Raw genomic sequence first — 13,612 nt, forward strand, 5'->3', positions numbered from 1 at the left:
AATCCCGTCGATGATCGAGAACAGGACAGCAGCTGAGGGCCGGTGTCCCGAGTCGGGAGCCATGTAGTCGATCAAGGACTTCTTCGTGTCGTGCAAGTGATGCGCCAGGTCTGTCACATATCGGCCGAGACCGGACGGTGGAGCGAACGGGGCCGCTCGCATGGCGCGCCCACAGCCCCTATGTGACTGTCCGTATGGGATCTAGTGCGGAAAGTCACCGACCTTCTAGGGTCATGGCGACGCCAACGCCCCTATCCCTGGAGGATTCGTGGCAAGCTTCCGCACTCGTCTGGCCATGCTCGGCTCGGCCGCCGCTCTCGCCGCGGGCGCCCTCGTCCCCGTACAACTCGCCGGGGCGCAACCCGCCGCCGCGGCGGCCTATCAGTGGGTCGCCCTGGGCGACTCCTACACCGCCGGGGTCATCCAGGCCGCGGGCGACACCTTCGAAGTGCCCCGTGACGGCTGCGAGCGCACCGACCAGTCCTACCCGCAGGTCATCGACCGCGACCTCGGTTCGCTCTTCGACCTGACCAACGTCAGCTGCGGCGCCGCCACCGTCGAGGACGTCACCTTCAGGGCCCAGGAGCCGATCGGCCGTCACCTGCCGCCGTTCTCCGAGGACCCGGACTACCCGTTCCCGGCGGTGCCTCCCCAGTCCGCCGCGGTGGGCCCCGGCACCGACGTGGTCACCGTCGGCGCGGGCGGCAACACCCTCGGCTTCGCCGACATCCTCTTCCAGTGCCTGCAACTGGGCGGGGGCAGCGGCGGCGTGGGCACCCCGTGCCGGGACGAACTGGCCGACGACATCCCCAGCCGGCTGAACAAGGTGAGCCGGGACTACGACGAGATGCTCACCGTGCTCCACGAGCGGGCTCCGCACGCGAAGATCCTGGCCGTCGGCTACCCCACGGTCATCCCCGAGGATGCCGCCAAGTGCCGGTACAACGACCTGGAACAGTTCGCCTCGATCACCCAGGGCGACCTGGACTGGCTGCGCCAGGACGTCCTGGAACCCCTCAACAAGGTCATCGAGAAATCCGTCGGCACGCAGAACGCCGCCCGCTTCGTCGACCTCTACGACTCCTCCCGGAACCACAGCGTCTGCGACACCGGCAAGTGGGTGGACGGCGTTTTCACCCGCGTCCCTGACCAGCCGGCCCTCGTGCACCCCAACGCCCGGGGCCACCGCAACGCCGCCGATCACGTCGCAGCGGCCCTGCTGGACTCCATCGGCGTGAGCTGACCGCATCCGGCAGCCCCGCCCGCGATCCCGTGGTGAAAACGCCTCCGGCATCACAGCCGGAGGCGGTTTTCCCGTTCAGGCGGACTCCGAGCCGGTCTTACCGGAGCCCGGCATTGGCGCCATACGAGCCCGTCGCTGATGACCCATCACGGTTTCTCCTTCAAGCAGCCGATCCGAACTCGCTCTACAGCCCACGAGGGCCGTCTGTAAGAATCTCGGTGCGGCCACGGGCGGCCGCAGTTCATAGCCGTGTACGGGGAAGGCGGGGTCGATGGGTATCTGGAGTTACTTCTTCCGGAAGTCCAGTCGCCTGACCGCGCCCCCGGCGGCTGTGCCGTCGCCGTCCGGAATCAAGACGATGTGCGCGCGTACGACTACCCGTGCGGAATGGTCGAGTTCCTGTGCCGTGTATTCCGTGCTGAATTCGATCAATGCCCGTGCGAGCCACGCGCGCGGACCTTGAGAAGGGCCTGCGTGGCCGCCTGCGGATGCAGTGCGGCGCGTTTCGGATCCTTCCTCAGTCCACATCTAACAAATCGGCCGAATAATTGATACCTATGATCTCGCGGGTGTTCTCGCGAATAAACGGCAGAATCACGTTCGCCGCGTGGCGTCAGCCACGGGCGATGCTGTGGGCCGCGGCGGGCGTGGTGACCCTCGGCTTCCTCGTCACGCTGGAGATCGTCGCACGCCACTACGGTCTGCCGGGGCCGATGACCACCCAGGCGAAGGAGGTGATCTTCGCGCCCAAGCCGGGGCCGCTGTACGCCGGCCTGGCATTGATGATGGTGGTACTCACCTGGCGGCAACGGTTCATCGCGGCCGGCGTCGCGATCGGCATCGACATCGTCTTCGTGCTGGTGCGGTGGGCGGTCGACGCCGATACGAGCGACGGCCGTTTCTTCGGCAACGGCGCGCTGTGGGTCGTTCTGGGCTACGCGTTCATCGCTCTCACGCGCCGCACCGGCCAGGAACGTGTCCTGCTGCTGAAGGGCGTCGGACTGGCCCTGCTGCTCGTGGCCGGCCGTAAGACCGGCGACACCTGGCTGCTCGTCACATCGAAGTCCCGCCCGATGGTGCTCGACCCGTACGTGGCGACCGCCGACCACGCGCTGGGCAACCCGTCGTGGCTGGCAGGCCGGATCGTCAGGGCCACCGGACCGATCGGCACCCATGTCCTGGAGCTGGTCTACGCTCAGCTCGCGGTCGCCGCGGTCGTCGTCGCGCTGTACCAACTGCGCAACGTGGCGAGCGAGCGCCGGTTCCCGCGCCATCATCTGGTGCGGACCTTTCTGGTGATCGGACTCCTCGGGCCGGGCATCTACATGATCTTCCCGGTCGTCGGACCGGTCTTCGCCTACGGCCCGGGCGCCTCCGGTACCGGCGGCGTGCAGTGGGCGGTGGCCAACCTGTGGCCGGACACGCCGCCGCCGTTCGGCACCCCGCACCCGGTGCCGTACGACGCGATCACCCCCCGCAACTGCATGCCCAGCCTGCACACGGCGTGGGCCACCGCGATCTTCATCCACACCCGCAAGGGCCCGCGGCTGCTGCGCTACGCAGGGACGTTCTGGCTGATCGCCACGCTCAGCGCCACGCTGGGCTTCGGCTACCACTACGGCGTGGACCTCGTGGCCGGCGTGGTGTTCGCGCTCACGATCGAGGCGGCCATGCGCTCGTTCGACCGGGGCTGGGACCGGTCAGGCATCCAGCTGGTCGCCTACGGCGCGGCGGTCTTCGCTGCGCTCCTGGTGTCCTACCGGTATCTGCCGACGGAAATGGCCGCGCGTCCGTGGCTGTTCGGACCACTGCTCATTCTGGCCATGGGCTCAGTGATCCAGGGCTACGTGAGGACCACCAGGCGGTGGGAACCGAGGACCGCACCGGCGCGACTACCGGAACCGCAACCCGAACTGGTGTGACGCAGACCCAGCCCCGGCCGGCTAACGGCCGGGGCTTTGTTCTGCCCGCTGTTCCGGCCGCACGCTGAGGACCGCGTCGACGAGCGCGTCGGCGTACTCCAGGGTGATGGGTTCGCCGGAGACCAGGAGCCGGTACCACGGCGGAGAGATGAGGAGTTCCTCGAGCAGGACCGGATCCATGGCGGGCAGTTCGCCGGCCGCCTGGGCGGCGGTGATCCGCTGCCGGTTGCTGGCCTGGAGCGGCCGCTGGATCTTCTCGCGGAGCATGGTGGCGAGTTCGGTGTCGGTCTGGGCGGCGCCGAGCAGCCCGATCAGGAGCTGTCGCGCGTGCGGGTCGGTGAACAGCTCGGCGAAGCCACGGATCCAGGTGCGCAGGTCGCGGCGTATGTCTCCGGTGTCCGGGAGTTCGATGGCCGGCTCGACGATCTTGTCGAGGACCACGTCGAGGAAGACCGCCCCCTTCGAGGGCCACCAGCGGTACAGCGTCGGCTTTCCGACGCGGGCGCGGGTGGCGATCGCCTCCATGGTCACGGAGGCGTAGCCCTGTTCCCTGCACAGGTCGCTTGCGGCTTGCAGGATCGCGTCGCGAGAGCGCGGCCCCCGGCCGGTGTCGTGGGTGGTCACCCGGCCAGTCTAACGCGAAACGTAACGTTCAGTTTTGACAGCGACGGTCCGTCAGCTGTACGGTCCCGGAACAAAACGAAACGTTACGTTTCATGGGGGAGTCGGCCTTCCGTCGAGGGCCCGTTCGTCGCCCTCCCGTCGATGATCTGCGAGTTCGAGGACGCGGACCTGTTCACCAGCCGATGCACGGAACAGTTCGGCGCCACCGCCTGAAGGGATGACGCACATGCAGTACACCCACCTCGGCCGGAGCGGCCTCATGGTGTCCCGTCTGGTGCTGGGCACCATGAACTTCGGCCCGCAGACGTCCGAAGCCGACAGCCACGCCATCATGGACCGCGCGCACGAACGCGACATCAACTTCTTCGACACGGCCGACGTCTACGGCGTCACGCCGGGCGACGGCGTCACGGAGGAGATCATCGGGCGGTGGTTCGCGAGCGGCGGCGCACGGCGCGAAAAAACGGTGTTGGCCACCAAGGCCTATCTCCCGACGGGCGACGGACCCAACGAGTCGTTCCTGTCCGCACTGCACATACGGCGCGCGTGCGAGGCGTCGCTCAAGCGGCTGCAGACCGACTACATCGACCTGTACCAGATGCACCACATCGACCGGAACACGCCGTGGGAGGAGGTCTGGGAGGCGTTCAGCGTGCTGCGCCAGCAGGGCAAGGTGCTGTACTTCGGCTCGTCCAACTTCGCCGGCTGGCACATAGCGCAGGCCCAGGAGGCCGCGCGGACCCGGCACTTCCTCGGACTGGTCTCCGAACAGTCCCGGTACAACCTGATGGCCCGCTGGGCCGAACTGGAGGTGCTGCCCGCCGCACGGGCGTACGGCCTGGGCGTGATCCCCTGGGGGCCGCTGAACGGCGGCGTGCTCGGGGGCGTGCTGCGCAAGCAGCGACAGGGCGGCGGCGCACCCCGCGGCGGCTCCGGACGCGGCGCGATCACGCTGGACCAGCACCGGGAGACCATCGAGGAGTACGAGAAGCTGTGCGCCGAGATCGGCGAGGACCCGGCCCACGTCGGGCTGGCATGGCTCCTCGCGCAGGACGGTGTGACCGGGCCGATCATCGGCCCGCGGACCGCCGAGCACCTCGACGGCTCGCTGCGCGCACTCCACCTCACCCTCGACGACGGCACACTGGCCGAGCTGGACCGCCTGTTCCCGCCGCCGGCACCGAACGGGGCCAAGCCCGCGCCCGAGGCCTACGCCTGGTGACCACGCCCTCCGCGCACGGACAGGCGTAGCGGGGCAGAGCGCCTCTCCTGGGCTTTGGACGTGGAACAGGTGCGGGCTGCCGCGCGGTCGTCGTCGCGAAGTCTGTTGAGATGCCGCCGCCGGTCGGGGAAGGTCAGGGGCATGGAGTACTTCTGCTACCACCGCGACCGGCCCGGATCCCTCCCGTTGCGCGGCGAGCTGCTGGAAGAGCACTGGTCCTACATGGACCGGTACGAGAAGGAGATGGTCGCTCGCGGCCCGACGTTCGCCGGTGACGGGGAAACACCCACCGGCAGCGTGCACATCGTCGACCTGCCGGACCCCGCCGCCGCCCGCACGTTCGCCTTCGACGAGCCCAACTACCAGGCCGGCGTGTACCGGGACGTGCTCCTGCGCCGGTGGCGCAACCTCCTGGGGCGCACCATGTGGGAGTTCCCCGGTGGCCGCACCGGTGGCAACCGGTACCTGGTGCTCGGCCTCGGCTCGGGGTGGTCCGCCGACGCCGACGTGCCACCCCACCGGGACGACGTCATCGCGTACGGGCCACTGCTGTCCGACGACGGCGCCACCTGGCTGGGTACGGCGGCGCTGGTCCGGGCGCCGGACCCGGACACGGCACGCGCCGTCCTGACGGCGGACCGGTATGCCGGCATCGAGGTCCACGACTGGGAGTTCGGCGGACGGCGATGACCCGAGCGGGCCACGCGGCCTGATGTGAACCCCGGCGGCGAAGTCCGCCTCGCCGTGCGGCCGCCGACCGGTTTCCGGCGATTGGCCGATTCGGACCGTGGGAGATGTGCGCCGCTGGGTATCCGCTGTCCTGTTCAGGATGAGGCGCTGACAGCGGCTTCCGCGGGAAAGAGGACATGGCGCATGGCTACGGACACGAACTCCGCCCGGATCACGGCGAAGGTGCAGGGCAGGGACCTCGTCCTGAGCGGCCCCCTGTCGAAGGACGAGATCCGGAACAAGGTGTGGTGGTGGCAGATCCCCGACCCGAAGACCGCCGAAGAGCGGGAAGACCGTCTCCACGAGTACGACCACTCTCAGAGGGACGTGATCACCACCCTGGGTGGGTACTACGACGTTCCCGACGACTCCCGCACACCCGAGGCCGACGAGTTGGTCGAGATGGTCTACGCGGAACTCAATCCGGACCAGCGATAGCCCGAGCGCTGCCGGGCAGAAGCCTGGGTCATTCTCACCGCCCCTTCCCCCCACGCCGTATCCCGAAAGGATGAATGCCCCGGTCGTACGGTGTGTCGCAGGCGCCGGCGCAGCAAGCTCCACGTCCGGAAGCGGTGAGGCGGACGGCAGGGGGCCGATGTGGCAGAGCGGCAGCCGGCGTTACGGGACCGGGCGCGCTATCGGTTCGACCAGACCCTGGCTCGCAGTACGGGCACCCTTCTCGGCTGGCTGGCCGCGTGCTGTCTGGCCGTCGTCGTGCCGGTCAGCACCGCGCTGGTCTGGATGGACCCCGAGGCGCCCCGGTCGCTGTCCGGCCGGCTCACCGCCGTGTGGCGCACCAGCGCGGAGACCCTCCGACTCGGCGCCGTGACCGGTGCGCCCCTGCGGATGTTCCTCTCCATCCTGCTCGGCCTGATCGCCCTGTTGTGCGTCTCGACCCTGGTGGGGGTGATCACCACCGGCCTCGGCGACCGCGTCGCGGAGCTGCGCCGGGGCCGCTCCACCGTCCTGGAGCGGGGGCACGTGGTCGTCCTCGGATGGTCGGACCAGGTGTTCACGATCGTCGGCGAGCTCGCGGCCGCCCACGGCGGCCGCGGCCGGACCACCGTCGCCGTGCTCGCCGAGCGGGATTCGACCGCGATGGAGGAGGAGCTGCTCGCCGTCCCCGGCGTCCGGGACCGTGCCCGGCTCGTGTGCCGCACCGGCTCGCCCGCGGACCCCGCGGCGCTGGCCCTGGTCAGCCCGGCCGCCGCAGCCTCGGTGCTGGTCCTGCCGGCGGAGGACGGCGAGGCGGACACGGAGGTCGTGCGTGTCCTGCTGGCCCTGCGGGCCCTGTCCGGCCCGCAGGGCGGACCGCCGGTGGTGTCCGCCGTACGCGACGGCCGTCGGCTGCCCGCGGCGCGGCTCGCGGCCGGGGCGCGGGGCACGGTCCTGGAGACGGACCGCACCACGGCACGGCTGCTGGTGCAGTCGGCGCGGCGCCCCGGACTGACGGCCGCGCTGCGCGACCTCCTCGACTTCGCCGGGGCCGAGTTCCACGTGGCCGACGCCCCGCACCTGGCAGGACTCACCTTCCGGCAGATCGCGCTGCGCCACGAGGCGTCCTGTGCCGTCGGGTACCTGCGCGCCGACGGCGGCGTGCTGCTCACCCCGCCCCCGGGCACCGTGCTCGCCGCCGGGGACCGGCTGGTCCTGGTCGCCCACGACGACCGGCCCACGCCGCCCGTCGACTGCCGCGCGCACGTGGATCCCACGGTGATGAGCGCGTCCGCACCGCCGGCCGACGCGCCCGTGCGCGTACTGCTGCTGGGGTGGAACCGGCGAGGGCCGCTGATCGGGGAACTCCTGCGCCGTGGCGCCCCTCCCGGATCCGTCCTCGACGTGGTCGCGGGCCCGGACACCGGCCTCGTCCCGGCGCAGCAGTGCGGTGAGCCGCAGGACGGGCGGCTGGCCGTGACGTACCGCGTCGGCGACCCTACGCACCCCGAAGTCCTGCGTGGCCTCGACCTCTTCGGCTACGACAGTGTCATCGTGCTCGGTCCGGACGCGGGCCGCGCCGGCGAACGGCCCGACGACCGGACCCTGTTGACCCTGCTCATGCTGCGCTCCCGCGAGGAGGAGACGGGCCGGGCGCTGCCCGTGGTCGCCGAACTGCGCGACCACCGCACCCAGCACCTGGCCCCGCTCGGCCCGGCCGCCGGCACGGTGGTGCGGGGCCGATTGACCGCGCTGCTCATGACACAGATCGCCCATCACCCGGAGCTGGCCCCGGTGTTCGACGAGATCTTCGCCGCCCGCGGTGGCGCCCTGGACCTGCGCCCGGCCGGGGAGTACGTCCTGCCCGGCGTCGAGGCGTCCTTCGCGACCGTGGTGGCGGCCGCGCTGGACCGGGGCCAGTGCGCGATCGGCTACCACGCGCACGACCCGCGCACGGGGCCGGGAACCGCGGGCGTCCTGCTGTGCCCCCGCAAGTCCGAACGGCGCCTCTGGGCCGCCGGAGACCGGATCCTGGTGCTGCTGCCGGCCGCCGACGCACCCCGCGCCCCCGGCCCGGCAGGCGAGGACCTCCCCCAGGCCTCTTCAGGTCCTTGACCTGGCCAAGCTGGGCAAATGGGGCAAGTGTGGGCATTTGCGTCAAGGGTCGGGGTACCGGCAGGTGAAAGCCACTCCAGAAGGAGGCGCAATGACACCGAGTCAGGACGTCGTCGAGATGATCCTCGAGGATCACCGGACGATGGAAGATCTGCTCCGCCTCATGCGCAGCACCGAGGCCGACCGCCGGACCGCGCTGCACGACTTCGCCCACCTGATGATCGCGCACGGTGAGGCCGAGAGAGCCTCCGTGCTCCCGGTCCTCACTTCCTTCGAGGACGCCGAGACCGTCGAGCACATCGAGACCGCACACCAGGAAGCCGTCAGGGTCCTCTTCGCGCTTCTGCAGGTGCGGGAGATCGGCTCGGCCGAATGGGAGTGGAGGCTCCGGCAACTGGCCTCGGCCACCGCCCGCCACACATACGAGGAGGAGCGCACCCTCGTCAACCGGGTGCGCGACAGCCTCAGCCGGCAGTGCCGGGAGGAACTCGGCGCCGGCTTCGCCAGAACGGAGGCCGACCTGCTGGCGGCGCGATGCGGCAGCAGCGCCGACGTGCACCGCATGGTGCACGCCGCCGCACTCGCCTGACGTCGTCATCCGCGTCACGAAGATCCGGCGGCCGGGCGCCCCGGACCACCGCAGAGAAGAGACCCGACGACAGGAGCCGTCATGGACTGGAGCCTGGACACCTTCCTCACCCAGGTCACCGAACGCGCGGGCTACGACAGGGCGCAGCAGGGGGCCAGAGCCGTACAGAACGTGCTGGAGGTTCTCGGCGCCCACCTGGTGGGTGACGACCGCACGGACCTCGCCGCCCTGCTGCCCGAAGGGTGCGGCCCCCTGCTGACCGCGAGTGAGCCGGCCAGCGAACCGCTGACACCCACGTCGTTCGTCGAAGCCGTGGCCGACCGCGGCAACGAGGACCTCGGCGAGGCCAGGCGCGAGATCGACGCCGTACTGCCTACCCTCGCCGAGATCACGGACGACGCCCTGTTGCGCCGTCTCCTCACCCAGCTGCCACCAGGGCACGCCGGCCTGTTCGGTTGCACGGACCCCGGATGACCGGCCGGGTCCACGAAGCGGTGGCAGGCCCTTCGCGCCGAGCGGAGGCGCAACGGCGCGTGCGCCGCGCTGGATTGAGGTCAGGTCACGCGGGCACGCGCACCCAGGACGGCGGAGGCCCGGTCACCCGCGCGGCGACCGGGCGGCAGGGGAGAGGTGAGTGAGGATGACCGGGAGACCGACGACGGCGTCGAGGCGAGAATTCCCTCCGGTGGACCGCGGTGGCGTCCGGACGCCACCGTTGCGGCCCAGCGGCTACGACCCGGCCGACTACGCCGCGGCGGTGGTGCGCGGCGCCGGGGAGGCCGGCGTGTCACCCCTGTTGGTGATGACCGTGCTCCACAACGAGGCCTACAAACCACACCATCCGCTGCTGGAACGGCTGTGGCAGTGGTGGAAGCCCGGGGCGTCCTTCGGCGTGGCCAACATGCACCGCGCGACGTTCGAGCGGGTCCGGCGCACGCACGGCCTGTCGCAGCGCTGGCAAGACCTCCGCGACGATCCCGCGTTCGCCATCCGCGCGGCGGCCCTGCACCTGAGGGATCTCGACCGGAGCCTTCCGCAGCGGCATGTGCGCCGCTACACCCGCGACGAACTCCTCGCCCTGGGCTACAACACGGGCGAACGCAACATGCGGGCCTTCGCCAGGGGCGTCCCGCCGGGCCCGATGGCACGGTCGTACCTGCGCCGATTCCGTGCCTACCGCAGCCGCGCCGCCGAGATCCTGGCGGACCGCGTCCGGGCCCGGAGCACGTAAGGCTCCGCCTCCGGCGAGATGCCGTCGACGCGCTGGGTTCCCGCACTCGACGGCTCAGGAACCGGTGCGGCTCATCCAGTGGCCGGCGAGATGGGCGACCCAGCGGCCGACCTCGTCCGGCGTGGCGGGCGGTTCGCCGACGACCACCAGTTCGGTGACACCGGCTCGTGCCAGCTCGGGCAGGAGGGCGGGGATGCCGTCGGTCAGGGCGACCGCCACGGTCAGTTCGTTCAGGGGGCGGTGCTGCTCGGCGCAGTGCCCGGCCAGCACGGAGGCACGCTCCATGGCCTGGGCCGCGGAGAGGTTGAAGCCGTACCACCCGTCCGCGGCCGTAGCGGCCCGGCGCAGGGCCGCGTCGCTGTTGCCGCCCATCACGACGGGGATCCGCCGGTCGCGCACCGGTTTGGGGTTCACCCGGATGTCCAGGAAGCGGGTGAACTCACCCTCGAAGGAGGCCACGTCCTCCCGCCAGAGCGTGCGCATCGCGGCGAGGTACTCCTCGGTCCGCCGGCCACGCCCCGCGAACGGGACGCCGAGCGCGGCGAATTCGTCGGCCGACCAGCCGATGCCGATGCCGAGGGTGAGCCGCCCGGCCGACAGCACGTCCAGCGTCGCCGCCTGCTTGGCCACCACCACGGGATGGTGCTCCGGGAGCAGCAGCACGCCCGTGGCGAGCCCGATCCTCTCGGTCGCCGCCGCGGCGAAGCTCAACGCGAGGAGGGGGTCGAGCCAGTCGGCGTCGGGCGGGACGGCGATGCGGCCGTTCTCGGAGTAGGGGTACTGCGAGGCCGGCGCGTCGACCAGCACCACGTGCTCGCCCGCCCAGAGCCGGGCGAACCCGTGCGCCTCGGCGGCCCGCGCGACCGCCCGGACGACCTCCGGGCGGGCGCCGTTCCCGATGCCCAAGGCGTGCAGTCCCACCTGCATACGCCGCCTCCTGAGAGCCGTGCCGTGCCTGGCCGTCCACGCGGGCGGACGGCGGTACGGACGTGATCGCACGCCGGGCCCGTCGCGCCTTCATCGGGCCGTGCGGGCATACGGACCGGCGGGACCGAGGAAGGAGGTCCGACCGTAGCAGCGGGTTGCGGACGCGCCCCTGCGACGTGCCGAGCCCGCGGAGCGCCGACCGCACTGCTCGGCCCGATCGGACGCACGCGCCGGCCGCGCCGTACGCGCCCTGGGGTGAGGTCAGGCCGGCTCCGAGGGGCACGTGACGGACAGCACGTAGTCGACGACGTCGTGCAGGCTGGAGCGGTGGCGATACGCGGCGCGCTGCCGGTCGGCTCCGTTTCCCTCGGCGCGCAGACGCTCCCACTGGGTGAGCACGAGGTCGAGGTCACCGTGGCGTCGCAGCGCGGGGGAGACCTGCTGGAGGAGGCGCTCCACCTGTGCGCTCTGAGGGACCAGTCTGCGGGTGAGCGGATCGACGCCGTGCCCGGACAGGCCGTCGCGTGCCGCGCGCCAGCAGGCGGCGCGGAGCATTTCCGGGGCCGGGCGGGGGGCCGGTTCACCGCCGTGGACGGCGGTCAGGGCGGTCGCGACGAGGGCGCGGACGACGGCGGCGAGCAGGACCGTGTCCTCGGGTGTCAGGGCCGTGTCCGCGGCGCGTACCTCGACGGTGGGCAGATGGTGGGAAGGGCGGATGTCCCAGTACAGGCCGCCGCGGTCCATGACCGCCTCGACGGCCAGGAGTTCTTCGACGAGTTCCTGGAAATGAGCCAGGGATTCGAAGTAGGGGGGCGGGCCGGCGACCGGCCATCGTCCCCAGGTCGTGGTGCGCCAGCTGGCGTAACCGGTGTCGCGGCCCGCCCAGTACGGCGAGTTCGCCGACAGCGCGATCAGGGTGGGCAGCCAGGGACGCAGATGGTTGCTCACCTCGATCGCTTCGTGCGGATCGCCCACGCCGACGTGGACGTGACAGGCGCACGCACTCTGCTCGTCGTCCAGGGCACGGAAGGCGGACAGACTCCTGGCGTATCGCGGGCCGGACGTGATCGGGACCGGCGACACCGGGCCGAGGATCGGAGTGCCGGTGGAGGCGATGCGTAAGCCCCGGCTTGCGGCGGCGCGTGCGACGGCGGCCCTCGTCACGCGGATCTCCTCGGCCGCCTTGGTCAGACAGGTGTGTGGGTCGGTGCGGGCTTCCACCTGGTAGCGAGTCAGTTCCGGGCCCACCCGGTGGCCGAGTTCGACCGCGGCCGCTGCCGCCACCTCCGGTCCACGGGGGCTCACTGCCCGCGAGGCGGTGTCGACCAGGAGGAACTCCTCCTCGACTCCGACGGTCAGGGGGGCGAGAGCACGGACGGGGTCGTCGAGGCATGACGCGAGGACGTCTTCCGGCGGCGTTTCCGGCTGAGGCTGACTGGTCATGGTGAGCGCACTCTGGCAGAGCACACCGTCCCGCACGCGGTGAAGCGGAGTGTTCGTCCGGTTTCCGACGTCGTGCGGACACCGCGTGCGCGAACGAGCCGCCGTGCGGTCGTGGCCGGCGGCCCGGCCGGTGCGCCCGCGTCGGGATTCAGGTCCGGGGCGCGGCCTGGTCGTCGACGGGGATGTCCAGCCGGCCGGCCACGGTGGTCAGGGTCGTGCCCAGCGGGAGCGCGACCCGGGTGAGGGCGTGCCGGTCGCCCCGGGTCGGGTCCCGGTTGACGATGAGCACCGGCTTCTCGGCCTGGGCCGCCTGGCGGACGAAGCGGAGTCCGGACATCACCGTCAGTGAGGAGCCGAGAACCAGCAGTGAAGCCGCTTTCCGGACCAGTTCGCGGCAGTGTTCGACCCGCTGCGGCGGAACGGCTTCGCCGAAGAACACCACGTCCGGTTTGAGGATGCCGCCACAGACCGTGCAGGACACCACGCGGAAGTCCCCGACCTGTTCGTCGGTGAGGTCGGCGTCACCGTCGGGATTGATCGCGGCGGCCACCGGCTCGAAGCGCGGGTTGGCCTCCTCCAGCCGCCGGACGAGTTCGCGGCGCGGGCTGAAGGCGCCACAGGAGAGGCAGCGGACCCGGTCCAGGCTTCCGTGGAGTTCCACGACGCCGTCGCTGCCGGCGGCCTGGTGCAGGCCGTCGACGTTCTGGGTGATCACACCCGAGAGGAGTCCGTGCCGCCCGAACGCGGCCACGGCCCGGTGCCCGGCGTTGGGGCGGGCGCGGCCGAAGGTGCGCCAGCCGAGGTGGCTGCGCGCCCAGTACCGGCGCCGGGCCTGGGCGTCGGCGGTGAAGTCCTGGTAGGTCATCGGGGTGTGCCGGCTCAGACTCCCGCCCTCGCCGCGGTAGTCGGGGATGCCCGACTCCGTGGAGATGCCCGCCCCGCTCAGTACCAGGACACCGCCGCGGCTCAGCACGTCGGCGACCGGCTCGAGATCCGTGGTGCCGGGCGGCAGGTCCTCGGTCGGGGTCCAGTTCAGAGTGGGGCGCATGCGCATGCTGTCAGGGTACGGAAACGGGAGCGTGCCGCAGACTGGGCGGCACGCTCCCGGGCCGGTGGGGAAGCGAGGGGGAGG

The 13,612-nt window shown here is 71.3% G+C and carries 13 protein-coding genes; 9 read left to right on the forward strand and 4 right to left on the reverse strand.

The window, feature by feature from the left end; all coding sequences use genetic code 11:
- Positions 1–268 precede the first annotated feature (268 nt).
- Positions 269–1,243: an SGNH/GDSL hydrolase family protein gene (locus ACZ5CW_RS15250; RefSeq protein ID WP_468601283.1), complete on the forward strand. Its 975-nt coding sequence runs from the start codon at positions 269–271 to the stop codon at positions 1,241–1,243.
- 626 nt (positions 1,244–1,869) lie between these two features.
- The gene (locus tag ACZ5CW_RS15255; protein WP_468601594.1) at positions 1,870–3,165 is read left to right on the forward strand and encodes a phosphatase PAP2 family protein; all 1,296 of its coding nucleotides are present in this window, start codon (positions 1,870–1,872) and stop codon (positions 3,163–3,165) included.
- 21 nt (positions 3,166–3,186) lie between these two features.
- Here ACZ5CW_RS15255 and ACZ5CW_RS15260 read toward each other — a convergent pair whose 3' ends face one another.
- Positions 3,187–3,789 carry a TetR/AcrR family transcriptional regulator gene (locus ACZ5CW_RS15260; RefSeq protein WP_468601285.1) on the reverse strand — a complete coding sequence of 201 codons (603 nt, stop codon included), beginning with the start codon at positions 3,787–3,789 and terminating at the stop codon, positions 3,187–3,189.
- Between the two features lie 226 nt (positions 3,790–4,015).
- On the opposite strand from ACZ5CW_RS15260, the gene ACZ5CW_RS15265 reads away from it, so the two are divergent.
- The 7 genes from ACZ5CW_RS15265 to ACZ5CW_RS15295 all read left to right on the forward strand — a co-directional run bounded on the left by ACZ5CW_RS15265 (position 4,016) and on the right by ACZ5CW_RS15295 (position 10,110).
- Positions 4,016–5,011 carry an aldo/keto reductase gene (locus tag ACZ5CW_RS15265; RefSeq protein ID WP_468601287.1) on the forward strand — a complete coding sequence of 332 codons (996 nt, stop codon included), beginning with the start codon at positions 4,016–4,018 and terminating at the stop codon, positions 5,009–5,011.
- Between the two features lie 141 nt (positions 5,012–5,152).
- Entirely contained in the window at positions 5,153–5,701 is a 549-nt protein-coding gene (locus ACZ5CW_RS15270; protein ID WP_468601289.1) for a YciI family protein, read from the forward strand.
- A 183-nt stretch (positions 5,702–5,884) separates the two neighbouring features.
- On the forward strand, positions 5,885–6,178 hold the full coding sequence (locus ACZ5CW_RS15275; RefSeq protein ID WP_468601291.1) for a hypothetical protein: 294 nt from the start codon (positions 5,885–5,887) through the stop codon (positions 6,176–6,178).
- 159 nt (positions 6,179–6,337) lie between these two features.
- Positions 6,338–8,290, forward strand: coding sequence for a CASTOR/POLLUX-related putative ion channel (locus tag ACZ5CW_RS15280; protein ID WP_468601293.1), 1,953 nt, complete (start codon positions 6,338–6,340; stop codon positions 8,288–8,290).
- 91 nt (positions 8,291–8,381) lie between these two features.
- The gene (locus ACZ5CW_RS15285; RefSeq protein WP_468601295.1) at positions 8,382–8,879 is read left to right on the forward strand and encodes a hemerythrin domain-containing protein; all 498 of its coding nucleotides are present in this window, start codon (positions 8,382–8,384) and stop codon (positions 8,877–8,879) included.
- 81 nt (positions 8,880–8,960) lie between these two features.
- Positions 8,961–9,353 carry a DUF2267 domain-containing protein gene (locus ACZ5CW_RS15290; RefSeq protein ID WP_468601297.1) on the forward strand — a complete coding sequence of 131 codons (393 nt, stop codon included), beginning with the start codon at positions 8,961–8,963 and terminating at the stop codon, positions 9,351–9,353.
- A 211-nt stretch (positions 9,354–9,564) separates the two neighbouring features.
- On the forward strand, positions 9,565–10,110 hold the full coding sequence (locus ACZ5CW_RS15295) for a lytic transglycosylase domain-containing protein (RefSeq protein WP_468601299.1): 546 nt from the start codon (positions 9,565–9,567) through the stop codon (positions 10,108–10,110).
- A 54-nt stretch (positions 10,111–10,164) separates the two neighbouring features.
- On the opposite strand, the gene ACZ5CW_RS15300 is transcribed toward ACZ5CW_RS15295, so the two are convergent.
- From ACZ5CW_RS15300 to ACZ5CW_RS15310, 3 genes are all read right to left on the reverse strand, one after another.
- The gene (locus ACZ5CW_RS15300; RefSeq protein ID WP_468601301.1) at positions 10,165–11,037 is read right to left on the reverse strand and encodes a TIGR03619 family F420-dependent LLM class oxidoreductase; all 873 of its coding nucleotides are present in this window, start codon (positions 11,035–11,037) and stop codon (positions 10,165–10,167) included.
- 261 nt (positions 11,038–11,298) lie between these two features.
- Complete coding sequence (locus ACZ5CW_RS15305; RefSeq protein WP_468601303.1) at positions 11,299–12,480, reverse strand: carboxylate-amine ligase; 1,182 nt, start codon at positions 12,478–12,480, stop codon at positions 11,299–11,301.
- 148 nt (positions 12,481–12,628) lie between these two features.
- Entirely contained in the window at positions 12,629–13,534 is a 906-nt protein-coding gene (locus ACZ5CW_RS15310; protein ID WP_468601305.1) for an NAD-dependent protein deacetylase, read from the reverse strand.
- Positions 13,535–13,612: the final 78 nt, after the last annotated feature.

The sequence above is a fragment of the Streptomyces sp. NPDC031379 genome (assembly GCF_055569615.1).

Bases quoted from the DNA above. Each gene is read 5' to 3' on its own strand.
- ACZ5CW_RS15255 (WP_468601594.1), top strand. From the start codon at position 1,870: ATGCTGTGGGCCGCGGCGGGCGTGGTGACCCTCGGCTTCCTCGTCACG.
- ACZ5CW_RS15265 (WP_468601287.1), top strand. From the start codon at position 4,016: ATGCAGTACACCCACCTCGGCCGGAGCGGCCTCATGGTGTCCCGTCTG.
- ACZ5CW_RS15270 (WP_468601289.1), top strand. From the start codon at position 5,153: ATGGAGTACTTCTGCTACCACCGCGACCGGCCCGGATCCCTCCCGTTG.
- ACZ5CW_RS15275 (WP_468601291.1), top strand. From the start codon at position 5,885: ATGGCTACGGACACGAACTCCGCCCGGATCACGGCGAAGGTGCAGGGC.
- ACZ5CW_RS15285 (WP_468601295.1), top strand. From the start codon at position 8,382: ATGACACCGAGTCAGGACGTCGTCGAGATGATCCTCGAGGATCACCGG.
- ACZ5CW_RS15290 (WP_468601297.1), top strand. From the start codon at position 8,961: ATGGACTGGAGCCTGGACACCTTCCTCACCCAGGTCACCGAACGCGCG.
- ACZ5CW_RS15300 (WP_468601301.1), bottom strand. From the start codon at position 11,037: ATGCAGGTGGGACTGCACGCCTTGGGCATCGGGAACGGCGCCCGCCCG.
- ACZ5CW_RS15305 (WP_468601303.1), bottom strand. From the start codon at position 12,480: ATGACCAGTCAGCCTCAGCCGGAAACGCCGCCGGAAGACGTCCTCGCG.
- ACZ5CW_RS15310 (WP_468601305.1), bottom strand. From the start codon at position 13,534: ATGCGCATGCGCCCCACTCTGAACTGGACCCCGACCGAGGACCTGCCG.